The following is a 24,167-nucleotide window of genomic DNA, read 5'->3' as shown; positions in this document are numbered from 1 at the left end:
GGAATCCGTATCAAAACTCAACAAGCTCTACATCGCCTGTTGCTGCACTCACCATAATTTCAACGCGCATGGACGGATCGCCCAACTCGACTGCGCAGCAACATCTGACCGGCGGCGCATAAGTGGCAATCCAGTCTTTCCAGACCTGATCCATACCCTCAAAATCTGCCATAGATGTGATCCAGATTTCCGCGGTCAACAGACGGGATTTATCACTGCCTGCACGTTGCAGCAGATCATCAATTTTACCAAGCGTCTCTTTCGTCTGCTCTTCAATCGTGCCGCCTTTATCAGAGAACTGACCGGACAGATAACAGACACCATTATATTTCACCAAGCGGCTGCGACGGGCATTAATATCACTGCGTTCAAGCTTCATTTCATCCTCACGATACTCAGATTTCAAGTCCGGCTTTGCGGCTTTCAAGAGCGGAAATCACACGGAAACCGATGCTGCGGAAAGGCTCCGGCGCTATAAAACTGGCCTGTCCCATAACCTGCTCAAGAACGGAATGATCGCCAAAGCCGCACATCAGTTCCGCCAAATGCCGCCCAAGCATTGTGCCCTTGGCAATGCCGCTGCCGTTGCAGCCGCCGGAAGCATAAAGCCCGTCTTCCAGCTTGCCCCACCATGGTGCACCGTTCATAGTCAGGGCTGTGGTGCCGCCCCAAACATATTCAAATTGCACATGGCGCAACCCGGGCCAGCGGCGTTCAAAGCGGTGCCGTAATTCTGCTTCCACGTAAGTCTGTGTCAGTTCTTTTTCATGGGCATAAAGGCTGCGCACCATCAACCGGTCAGAACCGATGCGCCGCAATGTTGTGCCAAGCCGGTGAGACGGCAGCAAGCCCCATGACGGATCTTGTCCCAGCAGCGCTCTGTCCGCCTCGGGAACGGATTCTGTCACTGCCGCATAGGTATAAATAGTCGTCATTTTGGTATTCAGATAACCAAAACGGCGGATAAAACCATTATTTGCCAAAGCAATATTCTTCGCCCTGATCTGCCCCGACCGTGTGGATAATAGCCAGTCACCCTGATGCTGAATCCGTTCAACCGGTGTGTTCTCATAGAGTTCAACATCAGCAGGCAGAGCATCGGCCAAACCGCGGATCAAGGCTGCAGGCTGTAACAGCCATGTATCTGAGAGATACAGACCGAAGCGGTAATAATCGGTGCCGATCCTCTCTGCGATATCGCTCCGTGACAATTCCTGATGTGTTACACCAAGTTTTTTCGCCACTTCAAGAACAGAGCGGACAGAGGCCTCTCCGCGTTCTGTTGCAGCGCCGCGAATGGCACCGACCTGCTGCATATCGCATTGGATATTATTCTCACGGATAATATCCGTCAGCCATTTGAAGGCTTCCGAAAACAGGTTTGATTGCAGCCGCGCTTTCTCGGACATTTCCACGGTAATATTCCGTGGCAGAACATCTGTGCCGGTAAAGCCGGAATTGCGAGCGGAAGAGCCCTCGCCCACGGTCGTCGCTTCAACAACAGCAATATGGGCATCGGGGCGAAGTTCACGCAGACGACGTGCAACAGCAAGTCCGGTATAACCTGCGCCGATCACGGCAAAATCTACGTTAATGTCGCCATCAAGCGCAGGTCGTGGTGTGCGCGGCGGAAGCATCGCATTCCAGCCGCAAATATTGGAATAATCAGGATAAGTCAGTTTTGACATGTTCAAACCACAGGAAATGTGGCTGGCGCAGAGCCAGCCACGTACGGTTTCAATCAGTGAAATGCGTCTGTTCAGTTACAAGCGGTCCGAGCGACAAAGAGCCTTTCAACTCAAAGCCCCAATCAAGGCTCTTTTTGCGAACCCAGACCTGCGCGGTTTCATTCAGCGGAATTGCGCAGACATCCGCGACAATCAGTTTCTGGGCTTCATGCCAGAGCTGGAGCTGCTTATCCGGATCCACTTCTGACCGTGCCGCAACAATCTGCTCATCAGCAACCGCACAATGACTGAAATTGGTCACTGCGGTTGGTTTGCCGACAATACTGTCTGAATGATAGAATTGTGTGAGGTAATAATCCGCGACCGGAAAACGTGCGGCGCCATACATCACAATCGGGCTGAGATCCTTGCGGATCATCTGGTGCCAGGTCGCATGTTCCACCGGTTCCAGTTCCAGCTTGATACCCGCTTTGGCAACCTGTGCCTGCAACATCTGTGCCGACTGCTCCAGACTTGGCAGCTGGCTGGACAGCATTTTAATCGTTACGCCGTCCGGATAGCCTGCTTCGGCCAGCAGGGCCTTGGCTTTTTCCGTATCATTGGAGACAACGCCAGCCTCATCCGTATAACCAAGATTATTACTCGGAATGACCGATTTCACTTCACGGGTGAATTCCTTGCCGCGGAACTGTGCCATCTGGGCGGCATTGACCGCATAGGCCAGCGCCTGTCTGACGCGGATATCGTCAAACGGTTTCTTGGTCCGGTTTACATGAAGCAGCGTCAGTTCCGCCGGATCGAAAATATCAACTACGGATTCCGGTACTTCCCGTGTCCGCGCCAGCCATTTTTGATCTGTGGTGCCAGCGGAGACATCAATCTCACCGGAGATAAAGGCCAGATCGCGTGCGGAAGCCGCATTCAGAAAGCGATAGATGATTTTCTCAAGTTTCGGCTTACCGCGGAAATAGCCATCATGGGCTTTGAACTCGATGGAAACACTAGGCTCAATTTTTTCCAGTGAGAAAGGCCCGAAACCAACCGGACGACGCTGAAACTCGTCGCCGCGCTCCTCATAGGCTTTTTTACTCAGGATAAAGCCGCCGGAATAATTCGACACCAGTCCGAGCAGACTAGGCACCGCTTTGGCAAGCGTGATCTTCACCGTATAGGGATCAACCGCTTCGACAGATTTCAGAGCAGCATAATCAGTCGCGAAAGCTGATGTTTCCGGTTTCCCAGCTTTATTGAGGGAGAACACGACATCATCGGCCGTTACCTCGCCATAACCCTGCTGAAACTGTACGCCTTTGCGCAAATGGAATGTCCATTCCATTTTATCTGCTGAATGCTCCCATTTTTCAGCAAGATCAGGCTCAATTGTTGAAGGATCGGTGCTGCCGGGTGCAAAGCGCACCAGTCCGCCGAAAATCCATGCAACCAGTGTGCGATCCGATGTCGAATTGGCAAAATGCGGATCAAGCTTGCCGACATCTGCTGCCGCAGCCCCTAAAACGAGTTCTGTTTTAGCCGCAAAAGCCGGCATCGATACCAGTGCCGAACAGGCCATAAAGGCTGCCAGTGCTCCGGTTTTTAAAACTGTTCTGTACATATTATGCTCCTCCTCTTTTATTTTATAATTTGTCTGCTCAAAGCAGCGTGCACGGGGGTAAATCCTGCCTGCGGAAAATCCGCAAAAGCCTGAAGCAAAGACTGCTGGTCATCGGGGGTGATATACGCCGCATTAATCCGCCGGAATTTCGTGACAATATCCGCATAGCCAAGCGGATTGGCCACATCTCCGCGTGGATGCAGCACTTCCATGATCTCAATGCCTTGCCCCTGATCCAGTGAGACACGCGCCGGTGTTGATTTTGGAAAAGCCGAAGCAAAATCAGAGGTGGCCTCGAGCGTAATCCGCTCCGCCAGAGCCAGTATTTCAGGGTCGGCCAGCGTGTCCGGATTAACCGGCTGCAATGCAGCTTCGCCTTTCAAGGCTGCCAAGGCACAGCTGAAATAAAAACTATATTGCCCGCCTTCGAGTGTTTGCGGTGAGCGTTCATTGGACAGGCGTAAACTCTGCGGAAATGTTTCGATTTTCAGTGAAAGCACCGGCAGCTCCGGCTTACGCATTGCCAAAATAGCATCGACAGCTGCATGCATATAACGGCAGCAGGCATAGGGTTTGAGATAACACTGCATCAACCACCATTGCTGACCATGGTCAGACAGCAATATTGCAGGGTCATATTTTTCTGCATTATCCAGCAAATCGCGGGGGCCTGTAGCACCGGCCGCAGCGCGATAGGCAGCGGTAATCCCTGCTACAACCGCAGGCGGGATCATTTCTTTCACCGTCGTGCCCTGATAGCGCGACGTACCGGACGGATAACCGATCGGCCCTTCCGCACCGGCAATCGCCAATGCATGAGCCATGGCCGGAGCACTCAGTTTTAAAAGTCGCCCTGCGGCAGCGGCAGCACCATAGCCGACCCAGCGACCGCTATTATAACTGTCAATCGCAGCGGTTGGTCTGGAAGTGGCAATGCGCAGCGCAATATCGTAGCCAAGCGCTATCGCATCATAAATATCCTCATCGGCACTGCCCAAAGCTTCAGCCACCGCTAAAGCTGCCGGAATAACACCGGCACCGGCATGACCTGCAGCGCCGCGATGGCCGTCATCAATATCCAGCGCACTGGCCGCAGCACTATTCGCCTGAGCAGCACCGGCAACAGAGGACTTTTCTCCGGAAAGCCAGAGTGTGGCTGCACTTCCCCCGTAAGCATGAATTGCCGTATAACGCGCCGCTTTTGCCAGATCAGATGTAAAGCCTGCGCCGGTTGCCGCAACCAGATCCAGAACCAGCAACCGGATGCGCTCTTTCACATCCGCAGGCAATTGTCCCTGCGGATGTTCCGCAGCAAAAGCAGCAAGTTTATCGATGATATGCATTGAATAAATGCCCCGTTCTCATTGCATTTCGTTATGCGGATTGCCGGATATAATGCCCGTCGGATGCTCTCGCCCATCGGCTGACCGGTGGGCTGTAATCAAGCGGCTTCAGCGGGCTGCGTGGTTTCTCCTTATCGGCGGCGGTTATAATGCGCTCTTTTCTCTGTGCCGGATGCGTGACCGGTATCGCGGATAGCAAACGCTGCGTATAAGGATGAACCGGATTGGCGATGACATCTTTCTTGGCACCGATCTCTACGATCTCGCCAAAATACATGACCGCAACGCGGTCACAGATTTTCTCGACCGCTGCCATGTCATGGCTGATGAAGAGATAGGAAACGCCAAACTCCTGCTGCAGATCAATCATCAGATCAATGATCTGTCCTTTGATCGCGACATCGAGAGCGGAAACCGCCTCATCCGCGATAATCAGTTTCGGTGACATCGCAAGCGCACGGGCAATACAGATACGCTGCCTTTGCCCGCCGGAAAATTCATGCGGCAGGCTGGCAGCGCGGCGCGGATCAAGCCCCACTCTTTCCAGCAGCCAGTGCATTTTCTCCCGTGCCTCTTTACGCTGAGCCAGACCATGCACAGTCATCGGTTCCATGATTGCGGAACCGATGGTTTGTCTGGCATTCAGGGAGCCGAAAGGATCCTGAAAAATCATCTGCACATCGCGGTGCAGAGCCGACAGGCTCTTGGAATCTTTGTAGTCAATCTCCCGTCCGGAAAGCTGAATCCGACCTGCATGAACGGGAGCGAGATCAATAATTGCTTTGCCGATCGTTGATTTTCCTGAACCGGATTCCCCGACAAGTCCCAGTGTCTCGCCTTTGCCGATTGCGAAGGAGACATTCTCAACAGCATGAACATTGCCGGTCAGTCTGCTGAGAAGACCGGAGCGCACCGGAAAGCGCACGCAAAGATCATTGACCGTAATCACCGGAGCATCTTTTGTGTCGCTTGAGCCTTCAGTCAGCGGCAGTTCCTGCAAAACTTCCAATGACTCGACCTGTTTCACCGATCGTCCGACAAGGCTTGGCGCTGCTGCAATCAGCGTGCGGGTATAGTCATCTTTCGGGTTCGAAAATATCTCGTGAACTTCGCCCCGTTCAATCTCGCGCCCTTTTTGCATGACCAGCACATGGTCCGCCATTTCAGCGACCACACCCATGTCATGGGTAATGAACAAAATGGCTGTGCCGGTTTCACGCTGCAATTCCCGCAGCAAATCCAGAATTTGTGCCTGAACCGTCACATCCAGCGCCGTTGTCGGCTCATCAGCAATAATCAGTTTCGGGCTACAGGCCAGTGCCATGGCAATCATGACACGCTGGCGCATACCGCCGGAAAATGTATGCGGATATTGTTTCATGCGTGTTTCAGGATCAGGTATCCGCACCTTGCGCAGCATCTCCAGCACAGCCTCACGCAAGGCCGCTCCTTTCAACCCACGATGCAACCGGATAACCTCTGCCAGCTGATCGCCGATCCGCTGCACCGGATTGAGCGATGTCATCGGCTCCTGAAAAATCATGCTGATCTGACTGCCGCGAATACTGCGCATCCGGTCTTCTGGAATACCCAGCAATTCTGTATCTCCGAGCCGGACAAAACCTGTTGCATGGCCGGTTGCTTCCGGTAGCAGTCCCATAACCGCAAGCGAGGTTACACTCTTACCGGAGCCGGATTCACCGACAAGCGCCAGTGTTTTTCCTGCTTCAATCTCAAGATTAAGGCCATGAACAACGGGAACGGCACCAAAAGAGATATGCAAATCCCTGATAGACAAAATGGAATTATTCTTCATCACGATGCATCCTTCAAACGGGGATCAATCGCATCACGCAACCCGTCACCGATCAGGTTAAACGCAAGCACCAGCAGCAGAATTGCCAGACTTGGAAACAAAGCCAGATGGAAAGCATTGAGAATATTGTCGAAACCTTCACGCACCATGCCGCCCCATGTCGGAGTTGGTGGGGCAAGACCCAGCCCGATAAAAGCCAGCGATGCTTCAGTACGCACAGCCGTTGCCATCCAGAGGGATGTCATCACCATCACTTCGGGCAGAATGGCCGGAAGAATATGCCGGAACAGAATACGTGGTCCTGAAAACCCCATTGAACGACCGGCCTGCACATATTCACGGTCACGCTGGGTCAGCACCGCCGCGCGGGCAATACGTGCAAAGGCGGGCGTGGCAGTAAAGGCAATCGCGATAATAATATTGGTCAGTGTCGCCCCCATAAGCGCCACCAGTGCCAGTCCGAGAATGAGCGAAGGAAAGGCCAGCACCACATCCATGATCTGCATGCAGATAATATCTGTGCGTCCGCCGAGATATCCGGCAAGCATACCAATCAGCGAGCCGATAATGGTTGCGGCGGCAATCGCCAGCAGACCAATGGTAAGACTGTAACGGGCACCCCAAAGCAAGCGGGAGAGTATATCCCGCCCGAAATTATCCGTGCCAAACCAGTTCTCAGAACTCGGCGGCATCAGTTGTTTGAAAATATCCTGCTCTGCCGGATCGTAAGGTGCAAGAAGCGGTGCAAATATTGCAGCACCGATCAGCAGCACAACAACAAGAATGCCGATCCATGTCGAGATACCCAGCCTGCGCAGAAACGGTATGACAGAACTGAAGGCTGTCTTTTCGTAAGATGTGGAAATCGTGCTCATTTGTACTGAATCCTCGGATCAAGCAGGCCATAGGTCAGGTCTGTCACAAGGTTCACGATGACAACCATGAAGGTGTAGACCACAATCATGCCCTGCAGCAGTGTGTAGTCACGCTGGGTCAGAGCCGACAAAATCAGCTTGCCAAGCCCCGGACGGGAAAACACAATTTCTGTCAGAACCGAATTGCCGATCAGAATGCCGAGATAGAGACCCACAACCGTTGCAATCGGTACGAGACAATTGCCAAGCGCATGTTTCCAGACCACACTATATTGCGATGCACCTTTAGCGCGGGCAGTGCGCACATAGTCCTGACTGAGGACTTCCAGCATGGCAGAACGTGTCACACGGGTGATGTAAGTCATCATAATCAAGGCAAGAGATAATGTCGGCAGTGCCATCTGACGCAAGCGCTCCAGAATATCTCCCGAGCCGCCGGCGCTGATAACCGGAAACCATTTCAGCTGAATAGCAAACACCATCAGCAACAGAATGGCGGCAACAAAAGCAGGCAGGGACAGGCCAAGCAATGAGATGAAGCGGATAATGTAATCCGGCATTTTATTACGTTTTACAGCCGCCCATACACCGGCCGGAACACCGAGGATGAGACCCAGTGCCAGTGCCGCAATGGTCAGTTCGAGCGTATAAGGTAAAACATTGAGAATTTCCGCCGAGACCGGCCTGCCGGTGATCATGGAGTTCCCCAGATCACCTTGCAAAGCATCCCAGAGAAAACTGCCATATTGAACCAGAACCGGCTTATCCAGCCCGAGTTTCTGGTGCACCGCAGCAATACTGGCAGGGCTGGCCTGATCGCCAAGCAAAACCAGAGCAGGATCTCCGGGCAATATCCGTACAAGTAAAAATACCAGCGTTAATACGCTGAAAAGAGTTATGGCGGCAAAGCCAAGTCTCCTCGTCACAAAAGACAGCATCTCCCCTCCGAGATTCCCGTCACCGTGAAAGCAGCAAATATTTTTCTGTTCCCATCCAGCTGTTTCAGCCGCGGGTTATGCCTGTCAATTCATGGTCACGATTTATGTGTTCTCCTGCCTGTAATGACAGCTAAAAAATTTGTTTGTGTCAATCTATTTCTTTTAATGGAATTATTATTTATAATTATTCTGATTATTAGAATATGAGATTCTTTATGACGACAAATAATTCATCTTCAAATGCCTCACGGGCTTTGGATATTTTGCTATTGCTCGGCGATTATGGTGAAGACGGTGCTGCGCTTGCCGAAATCGCCAAATCTCTGAATGTCGCCAAATCGGCAGCCCACAGAACTCTGATGGCGCTGACAGAACAGGGCTTTGCGGAACCTGCAGAGCGCTATGGTCATTACCGGCTGGGCTCGGCTATTTTCCTGCTGGCTCAGCGCCAGCAACGGCTCACGCCGCAAATTCAGAAACTGCAACCCGGCATGACTGAATTCACCAAAAAAACCGGATATACGACCTATATTATAGCACAATCGGGCTTTGATGCGGTGTGTGCTGAAATGATAAGCCGTTCCATTCTGCCGCAACAGCAATTCGGCATCGGCGAAAGAATGCCTTTAGGGATTGCGGCAGGCAGTGTTGCTTTGATGGCCACTTTGCCGGAAGGTGAGCGCGAAGCAATTTTACAGGCAAATACAGAGCGGTACACGCAATATCCTGCCGTGCGCCATGTGGACGTGGATGTCGTAAAACAACAAATTAATGAGACACTTGCGCGGGGTTACGCGGTTAATATGGGTTATTACCTGCCGGGTGTCGGCGGTCTGGGTTTGCCTTTGCCAAAACCAAACCCGTTCCGCGTCAATGTTGCTATTTCTTTCAACATCCCGTTGGAAAATATGAAGCCTGATGTGATGGACAATCTCATTGATCAGCTCAAAGAATGTTTGAATGTAACGAACTGATTGCTACTTTTTTAAAGCCCGCTCTGCCTCAAACTTTCTCTGCATGTTGGCGGGCTTTTTCAAGCCAGCGCCGGTCATTTTCCTGTTGCGGTTCGGCAGCCGGTCTTGTGATCCACTCGAACGGCGGTAAATCTGCGAAAATCGTATCCTTGGTGTTTTTGATACGCTCCTGTTGCAGTCGTTGCTGAAAGCGCTTCATCATATTGGAAAAAGCACTTGCCGTATAACCAAGATCCGCAGCGACAATCTTGGCCGCAGTGCCACGCTCCAGTTCCGCACAGGCATAATTAAACCGGATTGTCTCAAGCCAGTGCCGGTAACTCATACCCAGCTCATTTTGAAATTGACGTGCAATGGTCTTTGGGGTGCTCGCTGCTTTTTTAGCAAGTTGCGCAAGAGACAATGTTTTTGACAAGTCCTGCATAATCTCTCTGCACAACACTGCCAGCTTTTCGCCGGCAGGCATCGGAACTGTGCAGGAAACGCGCTGTGCCGAAGCAATTTCTCCGCGTAATAATTGCAAAATTGCCTGTTCACGTTTGATATTCCGCTGATTTTTATGAAAGTTCAGCGTCTCAACAAGCAAAGCACGCATCAGAGGCGGCATTTCAATAACACGGCAATCCAGCAGTTCCAGTTCCGCACCGTTCTGTAACAGCAGAGAAGTAATATTAGTATCTGTCAGCATGGTGACTTCGTGCTCGCAATAGGGCGGCAGCCACATGGCACGGTAAGGAGGGATAATAAAATTGCCGTGTCTGGTAATAACACTGACAACACCGGAGCTCGCATAAAGCAATTGTCCGAACGGATGCATATGATTTTCAATGACCAGCCCGCGGCTGAAATTGCGCACGAGCGGCGCAAAACATATTACATCGCCCGCCACAACATTATCCGTTGTTTGCAAGGCACTTCTCCCGTTTTTATTCTGCGTTCCACTTTTTGTGACCGTTAACCGGCCGCTTTTGTTGTCCTGTTAGCGCAATCGAATGTCCGTTTCGCAATAGCAGAACAACTCGTATCAATCCCCCGCATCGTCGGATAGTACACCGCGATTGCCGCTGGCAACAAGACAGAATCTCTCCGCTTTCTGCATCTGACGCCACGGCACATTCTGAATATTCGGGAGGATTTTAAAATGACGATTACCCGCAAAGAGCTGTTCCGGCTCGGGGCTGCTGGTCTGGCAACAGCTGTTGCCACCGGCCGCAGTTCCGCCGCATCAGCCACAAAACCGGCCGAAGCAAAGACCGGTGCGAAGGCAGATCCGTCTCGCGCAACACTGATCCGCAATGCGGATATTCTTACAATGGATAAAAAACTCGGTGAGCTGAAAGCCACCGATGTTCTTATCAGGAACGGTAGAATAGTTGCCATTGCTAAGGGTATGAAAGTTGATGATGCGGAAATCATCGATGCAACCGGTAAAATTCTGATGCCCGGCATGATCGACGGTCACCGTCATGTCTGGCAGATCATGAATGCCGGCACTCTGGTAAAAACCCATGCCGCAAAATACGATCATTACCAGACCTGGAAAGAGCGCACCGTCGTTTGTATGACACCGGAAGATTTTCATCTGGCGGGATATGTCGGTGGTTTGCTGGCGATTGATTCAGGCGTAACCAGTGTGGTTGACTACGCCCATGGCCAGCACAATCGTGAGAAAGCCTTTGCCGGTGCACGCGGATTGATTGAATCCGGTGTCGGCGGAACTTTCTGCTATCAGGTTGCCCATGATCCCACCTATGGTCCGGGCGATACGATTTCGCTTGCAGAGGCTTCGGCTCAGCGTCTTGCCCCGCCTGCAGATGCGCATTTCGAAACTGCCAGAATGCTGCGCGATGAACTGTTTTCCGCAAGCGACAGTCTGATCCGCTTTGGTATTGCCTCCAGTAACGGACTGGGACGCCACACTATGCGGCAAACAAAATCAGAGTTCGACCGCGCCCGCGCGCTTGAGCCCTATCTGATTGCACTGCACATTCATAAACAAAACCCCATGCCTCCGGAAGGTATCTACCGCAACATTGCCGATCTGCACAAAGCCGGTTTGCTGGGACCAGAAATTCACGTCTCCCACGGCGTACAGATGACCGATGAAGAAATTATCATGCTGCGGGATACAGGTGGCATGTTATGCGCAACGGTTATGGGTGAATTTCCTTATGTTGCCCCTGCAATTCATGGCAAAGCACGTCAAATGGGATTGCCATCCGGTATCGGTATCGATGTTAATCTGGCCTTGACCCAAGACTATTTCGAGCATGTGCGTGCCGCGTTATGGAATATGCAACGCTCGGAAGAATATGCCCGTATTGCCCGTGAATATGAGCCAGCCGATCTGCTGGATTATGCAACCGGTTCCGGTGCCGCCGCCATCCGCATGGGTGACATGACCGGCACAATCAGTGTCGGCAAACAGGCTGATCTCGTTTTGCTGAGCACCAGCCGCTACGGTTTCGCCATCGCCGGAACTCTGGCTGACCGTGTGTTCAGCTTTGCCAACCTGTCCGATATCGACAGCGTCTGGGTGCGCGGAACTTTACGCAAGCAAAACGGAAAAATGCTGAATGTGGACTGGGGCAAGCTCAAAGCAGACATGCGTGAGGCGCAGGCACGGATTGTACGCGATGCCGACACAATCACCTTCACATAAAAGCTTTTAACCTACCTCCATACGTTATTTTCAGCCGGTTCAGAGCACAGTCGGGATTTCTTATTTTTCCCGCGCAGGCCTGCCGGACAAGAAGGAACCAGTTCATGGAACTAACACGCAAAGAGTTTTTGAAACTCAGCGCTGCCGGTGCAGCCGTTGCAGCCAGCGGTCTGCCCCTGCATGCAGCACAAAGCGTTGCTGCCAGCGCAAAATCTGCTGTGCCTACACTCATCAAAGGCGCAGATATTCTGACAATGGATGCAAAGTCAGGAGAATTATCCGCCACGGATGTGCTGATTACCAACGGGAAAATCACCGCTATTGATAAAAATATCAAGCATGACAATGCAGAGATTATTGATGCAACCGGCATGATTTTGATGCCCGGCATGGTCGACGGTCACCGCCATGTCTGGCAAACGGCAGAAGCCGGACAAATTGTAAAAGGTTCCAAACTTTATCGCCATTATGACCGTGAGAATAATCTGAAATATGGATTATGTTTCACACCGGAGGATATGTATTTTTCTTCCTATATCGGTGGTCTTGTCTGTCTGGATTCCGGCGTTACCACAGTGCTTGATCACATGCATGCAACCAATGGCAATGAGATTGAAGATGCGGCGGCACGCGGGTTGAAAGATTCCGGTGTCGGCGGCTATTTCTGCTATCAGATGCGTCAGTCTCCACGCTACGGGCCCGGTGACACCTATCCGCTGGCACAAGCGCGCGCCGATCGTGACGGCCCGCCGGATGAACGCCATTACAAACAGGCTGAATTACTGCGTGACCGTTATTTTTCCGATGAAAACGGTCTCTTGCGGTTTGGCATAGGGCTAACCGGCTCGGTCGGCACACAGAGCATTGCACAAGCCGCTGAGGAGTTTAAACGCTGCCGTGAATTGCAGGCGGCAATTCTGACGCAACATATGAACCAGACATTCCCCGAGCCTAATCCGCCAATTTTACGCGGTATACGTGATCTGCATGAAGCAGGCCTGTTAGGGCCGGATTATCATATTTCTCACGGCAATGACGTAACCGATGAGGAATTGCTGATGATGAAAGCCGCCGGTTCAAAACTCTGCTCCACCACGCTTGGTGAATTTACCTATGACACGCCAAGTCTGCATGGCCGCGCCCGCGCGCATGGCGTGGATACCGGTATCGGTCTGGATGCTGCCATTGCCATGTTACAGGATTATTTCGAGCATGCGCGTTCCGCTTTCTGGATTCTTTACAAGACGGAAGACGGTGCAGCCATTGCCAATAATTATACCTCAACTGATGTTCTGGAATTTGCAACCATCGGCGGCGCACGATCGCTTGGCCTTGGCGATGTGACGGGGTCCGTTACGGTCGGCAAGCGGGCTGATCTTGTGCTGTTACGCACGGACAGAATGGGCTTTGCCAATCTGGGAACACTCGCTGACCGCGTGCTCAATTTTGCAGCCATGCAGGACATTGACAGTGTGTGGGCAGCAGGTCGTGCAGTAAAACGCAATGGCATTATGTCCGGTGTGGACTGGGCAGCAGCACAAAAACAAACCGCACAAGTGCAACAACGTGTTTTCTCACTGGCACAGACCATCAATCTGACCGAGTAAACTGTGTTTTACCCCCCGCATAGCCACACTATGCGGGGGCAACATTTCCTATGCCAGAGCAAAATAAAGCTAAAAAACAAGCGGCTAGAGCAATTACCCTTCCCCATTGTCTGTACGGGGTGCTATCGGTCGTGTCAGCAGGAATTTATTGCAGGCTTTTCTCATGACACACTATTCGGATCCGCAACGCCTCCAGACCCTGATCGACGGACTGGATCAGTTCAACGCCACTCCCGGTAAAGGCACCACTCGCCTGACCTATAGTCCGGAATTCCGGCAGGCCGCGGATTATCTGCGCAACCGGATGGAGGAAGCAGGTCTTACCGTGCGCGAAGATGCCGTTGGTAATATTATCGGCCGGATGGAAGGGAGCAATCCGGAGCTTGCACCGGTTATGGTCGGCTCCCATTTTGACTCCGTGCCAAATGGCGGAAAATTTGACGGACAAGCAGGCGTCATTGCCGGCATAGAAATTGCTTTCCAGCTGAAAAGCCGCGGGCTGACACCCGTCCGTCCTGTTGAATTTATCGCCATGATTGAAGAAGAAGGCACCCGTTTCGGTGGTGGCTTGCTGGCCTCGCGCATCATGACCGGCAAGGTGGACATGCAGCAGCTTGTCACTTTTACTGATGGTGACGGCATATCCGTTGCGGAGGCAATGCAAGCCTATGGACTTGATCCCACACTGGCACATCAGGCAATCCGCCAGCCCCATTCAATTCATGCTTTTCTTGAACTGCATATTGAACAGGGTCCTGTATTAGAGAGCCATGGCGAGGACGTGGCTGTTGTTGACGCTATTGTCGGTCTCGGCCAGTTGAAAGTCGCATTTCGTGGACAAGCAGGCCATGCCGGTACAACCCCGATGAATGCGCGTCGCGATGCGCTCACCGGCGCTGTCACCGCTCTTGCGCAATTGCCTGATCTGGCACTTGCTATCGGACAGGACGCGGTTCTGACTGTCGGCAAGCTGGATGTTTATCCGGGCGGTGCCAATGTCATCCCCGATCTGGTCGTTTTTACTGCCGATATTCGCGCACCAAAGGAAGAGGTTGTCCGTACATTGATGGATCAGACCCGTGCTGTCATTGAGCGGGCAGGCGGCAACGGACTTTCGGTAGAGGTCGAAGAACAGCTCTTTGTCGCGCCGGTGCCGTTATCCTCCGAACTGCATAAATGCCTGTCGCGCCATGCTGATGCGCTTGGCCTGAAAAGCCGGACAATGGTAAGCGGTGCCGGTCATGATGCCATGATTATGGCTGATTTTGCACCGACCGGTCTTGTCTTCGTTCCGAGCCGTAACGGTATTTCTCACGCTCCTGAAGAATGGACGGATTATGACCAGCTGGCTAAAGGCGTTGACGTGCTTTTTCTCACAATTTGCGATCTCGCTGAGGTAAAACTCACAGATTAAAGCCGCTGCTTGTTCGTATTTCTATATCGAACCTTAATGGCGAACCAATTGTAAATTGGTTCGCCATTATTTTTACTAAACATCTTGAATTACAGCAGATAATTTGCATTATTAAACAAAAGTATAATAAATCGGGAAAATTACCAGCACAATGGCCGTTACCAATTCATCAAATTCAGAACCAATCTGTATAATGGTTCGATTGATTCATGGTTCATGCCATGCATGACCTCAATGATAATACCGGTATTGCCTTAGAAAACCTGCGCACATTACTGACTGAGCAGACGGAGGGGCAGGAAAACCGCCTTCCCTCTGAACGTGAACTGGCCCTGCGCTTCAATGTCAGCCGCCGTGCCTTGCGTGCAGCCCTTGATGTGCTCGAAAACGAAGGGCTGATCTGGCGCAGGCAGGGTCAAGGTACTTTCAGCGGTGAACGTCGTCCCGATGGCAATATGCTGGCCCAGCAGATTGCCGACTTCACCAATCCTATCGAAGTTATGGATGTACGGATTGAAATCGAACCGGCGCTGGCGCGCATGGCCGCAGCCCGCGCTACACCTGCTCTGGTGGAACAACTGGAAAAGCTGGCTCTGAAAGCCGAGCAGTCAACTGATATTGCCTCATGGGAGCGATGGGATTCAGCCTTTCACAGCAAGATCGCTGATGCATCCGGCAATCAGCTGTTTATAGCCATTATGGGCATCATTGATGAAATCCGGCGCAATGATGCATGGCAGCAATTTCGCACCCGCGTGCGTTCGGCAGGCCGTAATTCGCTGTCGGTAAACCAGCACAATGCCATTCTGGATGCGATCCGGCGCTTTCATCCGCGCGATGCGGAAGATGCCATGCGTACGCATCTTATGTCGCTGCGCGAAGCAGTGATCGGCGAAATTGGCGGAGCCGCACGAACACAAATACCGGCACCACAGCCTGTAACGACCGACTAAAGGAGTTTTCGCATAGCGGATGAAAGCCGCATGCAAAGGGAAGAACGGATTTAGCTCAGGAGGAGGAGCCCGTTCCGACCATTCAAGTGCAGACCACAGAATAATCTGGCTATCAGCAGAACAAAATAAGGGGTGGAGAATGAAATCTGTTTATAGAACTGCTCTCAAAACTGCGGCGCTGTCCGCAGCAGCAATTGCTCTGACTTTACCGGCACTGGCCGCTGATTTACGCATCGGCTTGCAGGATGATCCCGATGTGCTTGACCCGCATCGTGCACGCACATTTGTCGGTCGTATCGTTTTCACGTCCTTATGCGACAAGTTGTTTGATATTAATGACAAGCTGGAAATTCAGCCGCAGCTCGCCAAGGAATGGAGCTGGTCTGAAGACGGTAAAACACTGCATATCAAATTGCGTGATGACGGGAAATTCCATGACGGCTCGGCCATTACCGCGGCCGATGTGAAAGCCAATCTGGAACGGGCAAAAACACTGCCGGAATCCCTGCGTAAAAGTGAAGTCGCAGCGATTGATAAGATTGAGGTTGTGGATGATACGGCGCTCGATATTCACCTCACCAGACATGATGCGGCACTGCTGTCCCAGCTTTCCGACCGCGCGGGTATGATCCTGTCGCCAAAGGCATTTGCCGGTGGTGAATTTGCCCAGAACCCTGTCTGTTCAGGCCCGTATAAATTTACCAACCGCGTACAGAATGACCGGATAATTCTGGAGAAATTCGCTGATTACTGGGACGCCGCCAATTACCACTTTGACAAGGTAACCTATCTGCCGATTCAGGATTCAACCGTGCGCTTTGCCAATCTGCGCTCCGGTGATTTCGACATGATCGAGCGCCTTGCCTCTTCAGATATTGAAGCCGCAAAAGCCGACAGCAATCTGGCCTTCTTGCCGGTCACAGGTATCGGTTATCAGGCTCTGACTTTCAACATGACCAAGGGCGACAAAGACAGTTTCCCGATCGGCCACGACAAGCGTATCCGACAGGCTTTCGAGCTTTCCCTCGACCGGAATGCAATCAATGAAGTTGTCGGTCAGGGCGTATTCCAGCCCGCTTATCAGGCCTTTCCGCCATCGAGTTTTGCCTATAACCCGAAATATGAAACTGTGACCCGCGACGTTGAAAAAGCCAAACAGCTGCTTAAGGAAGCCGGTCATGAACGGGTCAGTTTTGAACTGGCTTTCGGCAACTCCACAACATCCCAGCAGGTCTATGAGCTGATACAGGCCATGTCTTCCGAGGCAGGTTTTGATATCTCTCTGCGTCCGACTGAATTTGCTGCCCTGCAATCCGCATTAAAAGAGAAGTCTTTTGATGTCGGCCAGAGCGGTTGGTCAGGCCGTGCTGATCCGGATGGCAATATCCATCAGTTTGATACCTGTAAAGGCAGCCTCAACGATGCCGGTTTTTGCAGTGAAAAAGTTGATGCCCTGCTGGAAGAAGCCCGCGGTATCAAAGATCAGGCACAGCGCAAGGCACTCTACGATCAGGCACAGGAAATCCTGCAAGATGAGCTGCCGATCGTCTATCTCTATTATCAGCCATGGACATTTGCCACCCGCGCAAATCTGAAAGGCTTTACTGCGCATCCGGACGGCATGATCCGCCTGAAAGGCGTGACACTGGAAAAATAAGCAAGCCGTCTCCTTCTTTTTGAAAACACCTTTCGAAAGAAGGAGCTGAAACGGCTCAGCGGGAAGGAACAGGCGGATTAAATTCTGTCACTTCCATCCCGCTGCCTGCTGTTCTGTTTTCATGCGAATGGAACTCATTCTATGTTTGAATTAATTATCCGGCGTTGTCTTGTGGTGATCCCGACCCTGTTTCTGGTATCGGTTATTGTTTTCGGTATGCAGAAATTGCTGCCGGGCGATCCAATTTTGGCACTGGCCGGTGAAGACCGTGATCCGCAGACGATTGCCTATCTTCAGGAAAAATACCGGCTGAATGATCCGGTTATCACGCAATATCTGAGCTGGCTCGGCCGCATCATGACCGGCGATTTCGGGGTATCCATCCGCACGGAAAAACCGGTGCTGGAACTCATCTTGCAGAAACTGCCGGTTACTTTGCAGCTTGCAGCTTTTGCGATGTTCGTTGCGCTGCTGATCGGCGTGCCTGCAGGGATCATTTCTGCTGTACGCAAAGGCACATTGACCGATTATTCGATCAATATTGCCGCGCTGTCCGGTTTATCAATCCCGAATTTCTGGCTCGGCATTCTGCTCATTCTGTTTGTTTCCGTACAATGGCAGTTGCTGCCTTCATCCGGCTATACATCACCGTTTGAAAATCTGGGACAGAATATCCGCACCATGATTATGCCAGCTTTTGTGCTCGGCACCGGCCTTGCCGGCGTATTGATGCGCCATACGCGTTCGGCCATGCTCGGTGTGCTGCGCTCGGACTATGTGCGCACCGCACGCGCCAAGGGGTTGAATGAAAAGACTGTTATTCTGCGCCATGCGCTGCGCAATGCTCTTGTACCGATCATTACCCTGACCACCCTGCTTTTTGGCGAATTGCTCGCCGGTGCAGTGCTGACCGAACAGATTTTTACCATTCCGGGTTTCGGCAAGCTGATCGTGGATGCGGTCTTCACCCGTGACTATGCCGTTGTGCAGGGTGTTGTGCTGTGTACCGCTGTCGGTTTCATTCTGATGAATCTTCTTGCCGACATTCTCTATATTATCGTCAATCCGAGACTGAGGGATGCAACATGAGTGCGCTCGCAATTCCGGCAAAAAAATCCCGCAACCGCACTTTGCAAAAATTTCTCTCCAACAGAGCAGCGGTTCTCGGTGCAATATTGGTTGGCTTTTTTGCTCTGCTGGCCATTCTGGCACCACTGATTACCGGTTATGATCCGTTGCAGACAAGTTTTACCGCTATTCGCAAACCGCCTTCTGCCCTGCATTGGCTGGGGACAGACGAATTGGGACGCGACCTGTTTTCCCGCATGGCCTATGGCGCACGTACCTCGCTGATGGCGGGCGTTGTCTCGGTATGTATCGCGATGATTGTCGGCGTACCTTTCGGGATTATCGCAGGCTATTTCGGCGGCTGGGCAGACAGTATTATCTCCCGTCTGATTGATGCTATGCTCGCAATACCATTTCTGATTATGGCAATTGCACTGGCTGCCTTTCTCGGTGCCAGCCTTACTAATGCGATGATCGCAATTGGCCTTTCCGCAGCACCGGTTTTTGCCCGTCTTACCCGTGGTCAGGTGCTTTCCATCCGCAATGAAGAATATATCGAAGCCGCTCAGGTTCTGGGTCTGCGTCATCCGCGCATCATTCTGCGCTACATTCTGCCCAATGCCATGTCACCGATTATCGTTCAGGCAACTCTGACCATTGCGGCAGCCATTATTGCCGAGGCCAGCCTGTCCTTTCTCGGCCTTGGTCAGCAGCCGCCGAACCCGTCATGGGGATCAATGCTCAACACTGCAAAAAACTTCATCTCACAAGCGCCATGGATGTCTGTATGGCCGGGAGCCGCAATCTTTCTCGTGGTTCTGGGTTTCAATCTGCTTGGCGATGGTCTGCGCGACGCCATTGATCCGCGCGAATATTAATAGCTTACAGGAACATAACCATGAGTATGTTTACAACCCGCCCTGAAATTCTCGGTACTTTCGGTGTTATTACTTCCACCCACTGGCTGGCTTCGGCCGCCGGTATGGCGCTGCTGGAGCGCGGCGGCAATGCTTTTGATGCAGCCGTGGCCGCAGGCTTTGTCTTGCAGGTTGTCGAGCCGCATCTCGTTGGTCCTGCCGGTGAAGTACCGATTATTTTCCACTCTGCCAAAACCGGTAAAACCGAAGTGCTGTGCGGTCAGGGCGTGACACCTGATGCAGCCACGATCGAGCGTTACAAACAGGAAGGGCTGGATCTGGTTCCGGGTTCCGGCCTGCTCGCAGCCGTGGTTCCGGGGGCGTTTGATGCATGGATGCTGATGCTGCGCGATCATGGCAGTATGAGCCTGCGCGATGCGTTGGAACCGGCAATCTATTATGCCCGCACCGGTCATCCGATGCTTCCGCGCGTTGCCAATACAATCCGCGATCAGGCCGAGTTTTTTAAAAAAGAATGGCCGACATCCTATGCCACATGGGCGCGCAACGGTAATCTGCCTCAGGCGCATGAACTGTTCGTCAATGAAGCGCTGGCAAAGACCTATCAGCGTCTGGTGGATGAAGCTGAAGCCAAAGGCGGCAGCCGCGAAGAGATTATCGATCATGCGCGTGACGGTTTTTATCGCGGCTTTGTTGCGCAGGCGATTGAAGATTTTTGCCGGAATACTGAGGCGATGGATACCAGTGGCAAACGTCACAAAGGCATTCTGACCGCTGATGATATGGCGCGCTGGAGCGCCACTTATGAAACCCCGTTGAGCTATGATTATCACGGCTGGACGGTTTCCAAGACCGGCCCTTGGGGTCAGGGGCCTGCCCTGCTACAAAGCCTTGCTTTGCTGAAAAACAGCGATATAGGCGCTATGGGGCCGGACAGTGCGGATTTCATTCATACCGTAACAGAGGCCATGAAACTGGCCTATGCCGACCGCGAAATCTATTACGGTGATCCTGATTTTGCAGATGTGCCGATGAAGCAGCTGCTTTCGGAAGACTATAATGCACAGCGGCGTAAACTCATCGGCTCTGCGGCTTCTCATGAGCTGCGCGCCGGTATGATCACAGGTTTTGAAACTCAACATGCCCGCAGCGTAGCACAGTTCCGCTATGCCGAGACCAACGGCAATGTGGCACCGGGTGCCGGTGAGCCGACTATGGCGCATCTGCGTACCGAGAAACGTGGCGACACGGTACATGTGGATGTGATTGACCGCTGGGGCAATATGGTTTCCGCCACCCCGTCCGGCGGCTGGCTGCAATCATCACCGGTTATTCCGGAACTCGGCTTCCAGCTCAATACCCGTGCACAGATGTTCTGGCTGGAGCCGGATCTGCCGACCAGCCTCGCGCCGCGCAAACGTCCGCGCACCACGCTCACACCGTCACTGGCAAGCTATGAGGGTAAACCACGGCTTGTCTTCGGTACGCCGGGTGGTGACCAGCAGGATCAATGGCAGCTCATCCTGTTCCTGCGCCGTGTCCATCACGGGCTGAACCTGCAGGAAGGTATTGATCTGCCGCTGTTCCACACCATGCATTTCCCGTCATCTTTCTATCCGCGTGAAGCCATTCCGGGACGGCTTGTGATCGAAAAATCGATTGGTGAGGCCGTGATTAATGATCTGAAAACACGCGGTCATGATCTGGAAATCGTTGATGAGTGGACAGTCGGGCGACTGACCGCAGCCGAACGTGAGAGCAACGGGCTGTTGCGGGCAGCGGCCACACCACGCCTGATGCAAGCCTATGCAATCGGGCGCTAAAACAGGGAATTGATGCAGTGATAATGGGTATTGAATTTCAGGAGCTGCTGTGGCTTGCCCTGAGCATGCTGATTGCCGGTGGTATCACCGGCCTGCTCGCAGGTCTGTTCGGTGTCGGCGGCGGTACTGTGGCGGTTCCGGTGCTGTATGAGCTGTTCCGCTATCTGGGTGTGCCGGAAGATGTGCTGATGCCGCTGAGTATCGGCACATCGCTTGCCATCATCATTCCGACATCCATCCGTTCTTACCGCGCCCATCTGGCACGCGGAGCCGTGGATACAAGTCTGCTGAAAGCATGGGCTGTACCGGTCGTTGCGGGTGTGATTGCAGGGAGTGTGATTGCCCGTTATGCACCGGCGGAGCTGTTTAAATTCGTCTTCATCGTGGTTGCCGGTGTTTCGGCAATCCGGCTGCTGTTCGGCAAAGACAGCTGGAAACTCGCCGATCAGTTGCCGGGCAAACTGGCCATCCGGTTTTGCGGGTTGATTATCGGCGTATTGTCCTCACTGATGGGGATCGGCGGCGGACAGCTCTCCAACCTGTTCATGACCTTTTATAACCGGCCTATCCATCAGGCTGTTGCCACATCTTCGGGCTTGGGCATCCTGATTTCAATACCGGGTGCGCTCGGCTATATTTATGCAGGCTGGCCGCGTGCCGCCCAATTTCCGGATGTTGCCGCTTTGCAGCCGCCGCTTGCACTCGGCTATGTCTCCCTGCTCGGATTTTTCCTCGTTATACCGACAAGTATTCTCGCAGCCCCTGTCGGCGTAAAGCTGGCGCATAGTCTTTCAAAACGGAAACTGGAAGTCGCTTTCGGCGTCTTCCTGCTGCTGATCTGCCTGCGTTTTTTGATAAGCGTCATTTATTGATAGAAAGATCGAGTCATGCAAGAAACACTTCTTTCTGTAAAAGATCTGAAAATCTCTTTCTCTACCGGAGGCCACTGGGCACCGGTCGTGCATGGTATTTCCTTTGAGATTAAAGCCGGCGAGACGCTTGCTATTGTCGGAGAGTCCGGCTCCGGCAAAAGTGTTACCGCGCTTTCCCTGATGCGTTTGCTGCCGCCGCTCAATAGCCGGATTGAAGGTACGATCCGTTTTAACGATACCTCGCTGACGCAGATGAATGACAGCGCAATCCGTCATATTCGCGGCAATGAAATCGCAATGATTTTTCAGGAACCGATGACCTCGCTCAATCCGAGCCTGACCATCGGTTTCCAGCTTGCCGAAGTGCTGATGACCCATCGCGGTATGAGCCGTGAACAGGCTGAAACCGAGGCTGTGCATCTGATGGAGCGTGTACGGATACCATCTGCCGCCACACGGGCGAAAGATTATCCGCACCGTCTGTCCGGCGGCATGCGTCAGCGTGTGATGATTGCCATGGCACTCGCCTGCAAGCCGAAATTGCTGATTGCTGACGAGCCGACGACCGCATTGGATGTGACCATTCAGGCGCAGATTCTTGATCTCATCAAAGACCTGCAAAAAGAAGAAGGCATGGCCGTGCTCTTCATCACCCATGATATGGGCGTGGTGGCAGAGATTGCCGACCGTACCATCGTGATGCTGCATGGCAATATTGTTGAAAGCGGCAATACAGAGGTTATTTTTGCACAGCCGGAACATCCTTATACCCGTGCTCTGCTGTCTGCCGTGCCGAAACTCGGCTCGATGAAGGGTGAAAATGCACCGCTGAAATTTCCTGAAATCGACCGCACAACCGGCCTGCCGGTTGAACAGCCTGTCTCAGAACCTGATACCATCACAGACAGCAAAACTGCTCAGACGCAAACCGTGCTTGAAGTGCGCAATCTGCGCAAATATTTTGACCTGCCAAACGGTCTTTTCCGTAAACCTGCCGGACGGGTTCATGCGGTTGAGAATGTATCCTTCTCGATTGCGGCGGGTGAAACGCTGTCTCTGGTGGGGGAATCCGGTTGCGGAAAATCCACCACCGGCCGTGCAATTATCCGGCTTACTGAGCCGACATCCGGCGAAGTCCTGCTGAATGGCCGCGATATTCTCAACATCAGTCAGGCGGAGTTCCGTGACACACGCCGCCAGATACAGCTGATCTTTCAGGACCCGTTTGCAAGTCTGAACCCGCGCATGAAAATCGGTGAAGCGGTTGCAGAACCGATGATTGTGCATAGCATTGCCGGTGCTGCGCAGGCACGGCAAAAAGCCCGTGAACTGCTGGAACAGGTCGGTATTAATCCCGCAACTTATGACCGCTATCCGCACGAATTTTCCGGCGGGCAGCGCCAGCGCATCTGTATTGCCCGTACATTGGCACTCGATCCGCAATTGATTATTGCTGATGAGGCCGTGTCCGCACTCGATGTTTCCATCAAGGCGCAGGTCGTCAATCTGATGCTGGAATTGCAGGAAAAGCTTGGTCTGGCCTTCCTGTTTATTTCCCATGATATGGCTGTGGTTGAGCGTATCAGCCATCGTGTGGCCGTGATGTATTTAGGCGAGATTGTCGAAATCGGCAGCCGTGCGGATATCTTCGGAAATCCGCAGCATCCCTATACCAAGCGCCTGCTCTCAGCCGTACCGGTGCCTGATCCTGCAACGCGCGGCACCAAGGCAAAACTCCATGTCGGCGAGCTGAAAAGCCCTGTGCGTCCGGTTGATTATCAGCCACCGGTGCGGATTATGCAGGAAGTCAGCTCCGGCCATTTTGTTCAGCAATGGGGCGATGAATGGGAATTGCGTAAAGCAATCTAGTAAAAAATAAATAGTCCGGCTAGCATGTTGATCTGAAAGAACACATGCTAGAGCGGTTTACGTCCAGATTGGATCATAGTGCTCGCTCTGGATTGTTTATTTGGTCGCATTATCACGG

At 52.6% G+C, this 24,167-nt stretch carries 19 protein-coding genes; 11 read left to right on the top strand and 8 right to left on the bottom strand.

Annotated features, from left to right (window positions below):
* Window positions 1-10: 10 nt before the first annotated feature.
* From JNC80_RS12800 to JNC80_RS12770, 7 genes are read right to left on the bottom strand one after another with little or no spacing between them, the layout of a single operon-like run.
* Window positions 11-379 (bottom strand): RidA family protein, encoded by a 369-nt coding sequence (locus JNC80_RS12800; protein ID WP_376710572.1) that lies wholly within the window; start codon window positions 377-379, stop codon window positions 11-13.
* A gap of 16 nt (window positions 380-395) precedes the next feature.
* Window positions 396-1,688: an NAD(P)/FAD-dependent oxidoreductase gene (locus tag JNC80_RS12795; protein ID WP_376710571.1), complete on the bottom strand. Its 1,293-nt coding sequence runs from the start codon at window positions 1,686-1,688 to the stop codon at window positions 396-398.
* 49 nt (window positions 1,689-1,737) lie between these two features.
* On the bottom strand, window positions 1,738-3,300 hold the full coding sequence (locus JNC80_RS12790) for an ABC transporter substrate-binding protein (protein ID WP_376710570.1): 1,563 nt from the start codon (window positions 3,298-3,300) through the stop codon (window positions 1,738-1,740).
* 17 nt (window positions 3,301-3,317) lie between these two features.
* The gene (locus JNC80_RS12785; protein ID WP_376710569.1) at window positions 3,318-4,643 is read right to left on the bottom strand and encodes an MmgE/PrpD family protein; all 1,326 of its coding nucleotides are present in this window, start codon (window positions 4,641-4,643) and stop codon (window positions 3,318-3,320) included.
* Window positions 4,644-4,674: 31 nt separating this feature from the next.
* Complete coding sequence (locus tag JNC80_RS12780; protein ID WP_376710568.1) at window positions 4,675-6,459, bottom strand: ABC transporter ATP-binding protein; 1,785 nt, start codon at window positions 6,457-6,459, stop codon at window positions 4,675-4,677.
* The gene (locus tag JNC80_RS12775; protein WP_376710567.1) at window positions 6,459-7,334 is read right to left on the bottom strand and encodes an ABC transporter permease; all 876 of its coding nucleotides are present in this window, start codon (window positions 7,332-7,334) and stop codon (window positions 6,459-6,461) included. The genes JNC80_RS12780 and JNC80_RS12775 overlap by 1 nt, the downstream gene beginning before the upstream one ends.
* Window positions 7,331-8,272 carry an ABC transporter permease gene (locus JNC80_RS12770; protein ID WP_022712044.1) on the bottom strand — a complete coding sequence of 314 codons (942 nt, stop codon included), beginning with the start codon at window positions 8,270-8,272 and terminating at the stop codon, window positions 7,331-7,333. The genes JNC80_RS12775 and JNC80_RS12770 overlap by 4 nt, the downstream gene beginning before the upstream one ends.
* Window positions 8,273-8,487: 215 nt before the next feature.
* On the opposite strand from JNC80_RS12770, the gene JNC80_RS12765 reads away from it, so the two are divergent.
* Window positions 8,488-9,246: an IclR family transcriptional regulator gene (locus tag JNC80_RS12765; RefSeq protein WP_376710566.1), complete on the top strand. Its 759-nt coding sequence runs from the start codon at window positions 8,488-8,490 to the stop codon at window positions 9,244-9,246.
* A 28-nt stretch (window positions 9,247-9,274) separates the two neighbouring features.
* Here the strand turns inward: JNC80_RS12765 and JNC80_RS12760 are convergent, their stop codons facing one another.
* Complete coding sequence (locus JNC80_RS12760) at window positions 9,275-10,156, bottom strand: AraC family transcriptional regulator (protein WP_376710565.1); 882 nt, start codon at window positions 10,154-10,156, stop codon at window positions 9,275-9,277.
* A 231-nt stretch (window positions 10,157-10,387) separates the two neighbouring features.
* On the opposite strand from JNC80_RS12760, the gene JNC80_RS12755 reads away from it, so the two are divergent.
* The 10 genes from JNC80_RS12755 to JNC80_RS12710 all read left to right on the top strand — a co-directional run bounded on the left by JNC80_RS12755 (window position 10,388) and on the right by JNC80_RS12710 (window position 24,049).
* Complete coding sequence (locus tag JNC80_RS12755; protein WP_376710564.1) at window positions 10,388-11,908, top strand: amidohydrolase family protein; 1,521 nt, start codon at window positions 10,388-10,390, stop codon at window positions 11,906-11,908.
* Window positions 11,909-12,012: 104 nt separating this feature from the next.
* Complete coding sequence (locus JNC80_RS12750) at window positions 12,013-13,515, top strand: amidohydrolase family protein (protein WP_376710563.1); 1,503 nt, start codon at window positions 12,013-12,015, stop codon at window positions 13,513-13,515.
* Between the two features lie 163 nt (window positions 13,516-13,678).
* Window positions 13,679-14,929, top strand: a complete 1,251-nt coding sequence (locus tag JNC80_RS12745; protein WP_376710562.1) for a Zn-dependent hydrolase — start codon at window positions 13,679-13,681, stop codon at window positions 14,927-14,929.
* 221 nt (window positions 14,930-15,150) lie between these two features.
* Window positions 15,151-15,882, top strand: coding sequence for a FadR/GntR family transcriptional regulator (locus tag JNC80_RS12740; RefSeq protein WP_376710561.1), 732 nt, complete (start codon window positions 15,151-15,153; stop codon window positions 15,880-15,882).
* A gap of 139 nt (window positions 15,883-16,021) precedes the next feature.
* A complete protein-coding gene (locus tag JNC80_RS12735; RefSeq protein WP_376710560.1) occupies window positions 16,022-17,539 on the top strand; it encodes an ABC transporter substrate-binding protein in 1,518 nt (505 codons plus the stop codon).
* A gap of 141 nt (window positions 17,540-17,680) precedes the next feature.
* Window positions 17,681-18,628, top strand: a complete 948-nt coding sequence (locus tag JNC80_RS12730; RefSeq protein WP_075656602.1) for an ABC transporter permease — start codon at window positions 17,681-17,683, stop codon at window positions 18,626-18,628.
* Entirely contained in the window at window positions 18,625-19,485 is an 861-nt protein-coding gene (gene nikC, locus JNC80_RS12725; RefSeq protein ID WP_151159639.1) for a nickel transporter permease, read from the top strand. The genes JNC80_RS12730 and nikC overlap by 4 nt, the downstream gene beginning before the upstream one ends.
* 20 nt (window positions 19,486-19,505) lie before the next feature.
* Window positions 19,506-21,308 carry a gamma-glutamyltransferase family protein gene (locus JNC80_RS12720; protein ID WP_376710559.1) on the top strand — a complete coding sequence of 601 codons (1,803 nt, stop codon included), beginning with the start codon at window positions 19,506-19,508 and terminating at the stop codon, window positions 21,306-21,308.
* Window positions 21,309-21,325: 17 nt separating this feature from the next.
* Complete coding sequence (locus JNC80_RS12715) at window positions 21,326-22,180, top strand: sulfite exporter TauE/SafE family protein (protein ID WP_376710558.1); 855 nt, start codon at window positions 21,326-21,328, stop codon at window positions 22,178-22,180.
* Window positions 22,181-22,195: 15 nt separating this feature from the next.
* The gene (locus JNC80_RS12710; protein WP_376710557.1) at window positions 22,196-24,049 is read left to right on the top strand and encodes an ABC transporter ATP-binding protein; all 1,854 of its coding nucleotides are present in this window, start codon (window positions 22,196-22,198) and stop codon (window positions 24,047-24,049) included.
* Window positions 24,050-24,167 lie beyond the last annotated feature (118 nt).

The organism is Pseudochrobactrum lubricantis (assembly GCF_041929865.1).
Taxonomy (GTDB): Bacteria; Pseudomonadota; Alphaproteobacteria; order Rhizobiales; family Rhizobiaceae; genus Pseudochrobactrum; species Pseudochrobactrum saccharolyticum.
Note: the sequence above shows the minus strand (reverse complement) of the source record. Positions and strands in the feature narration are given on the sequence as shown.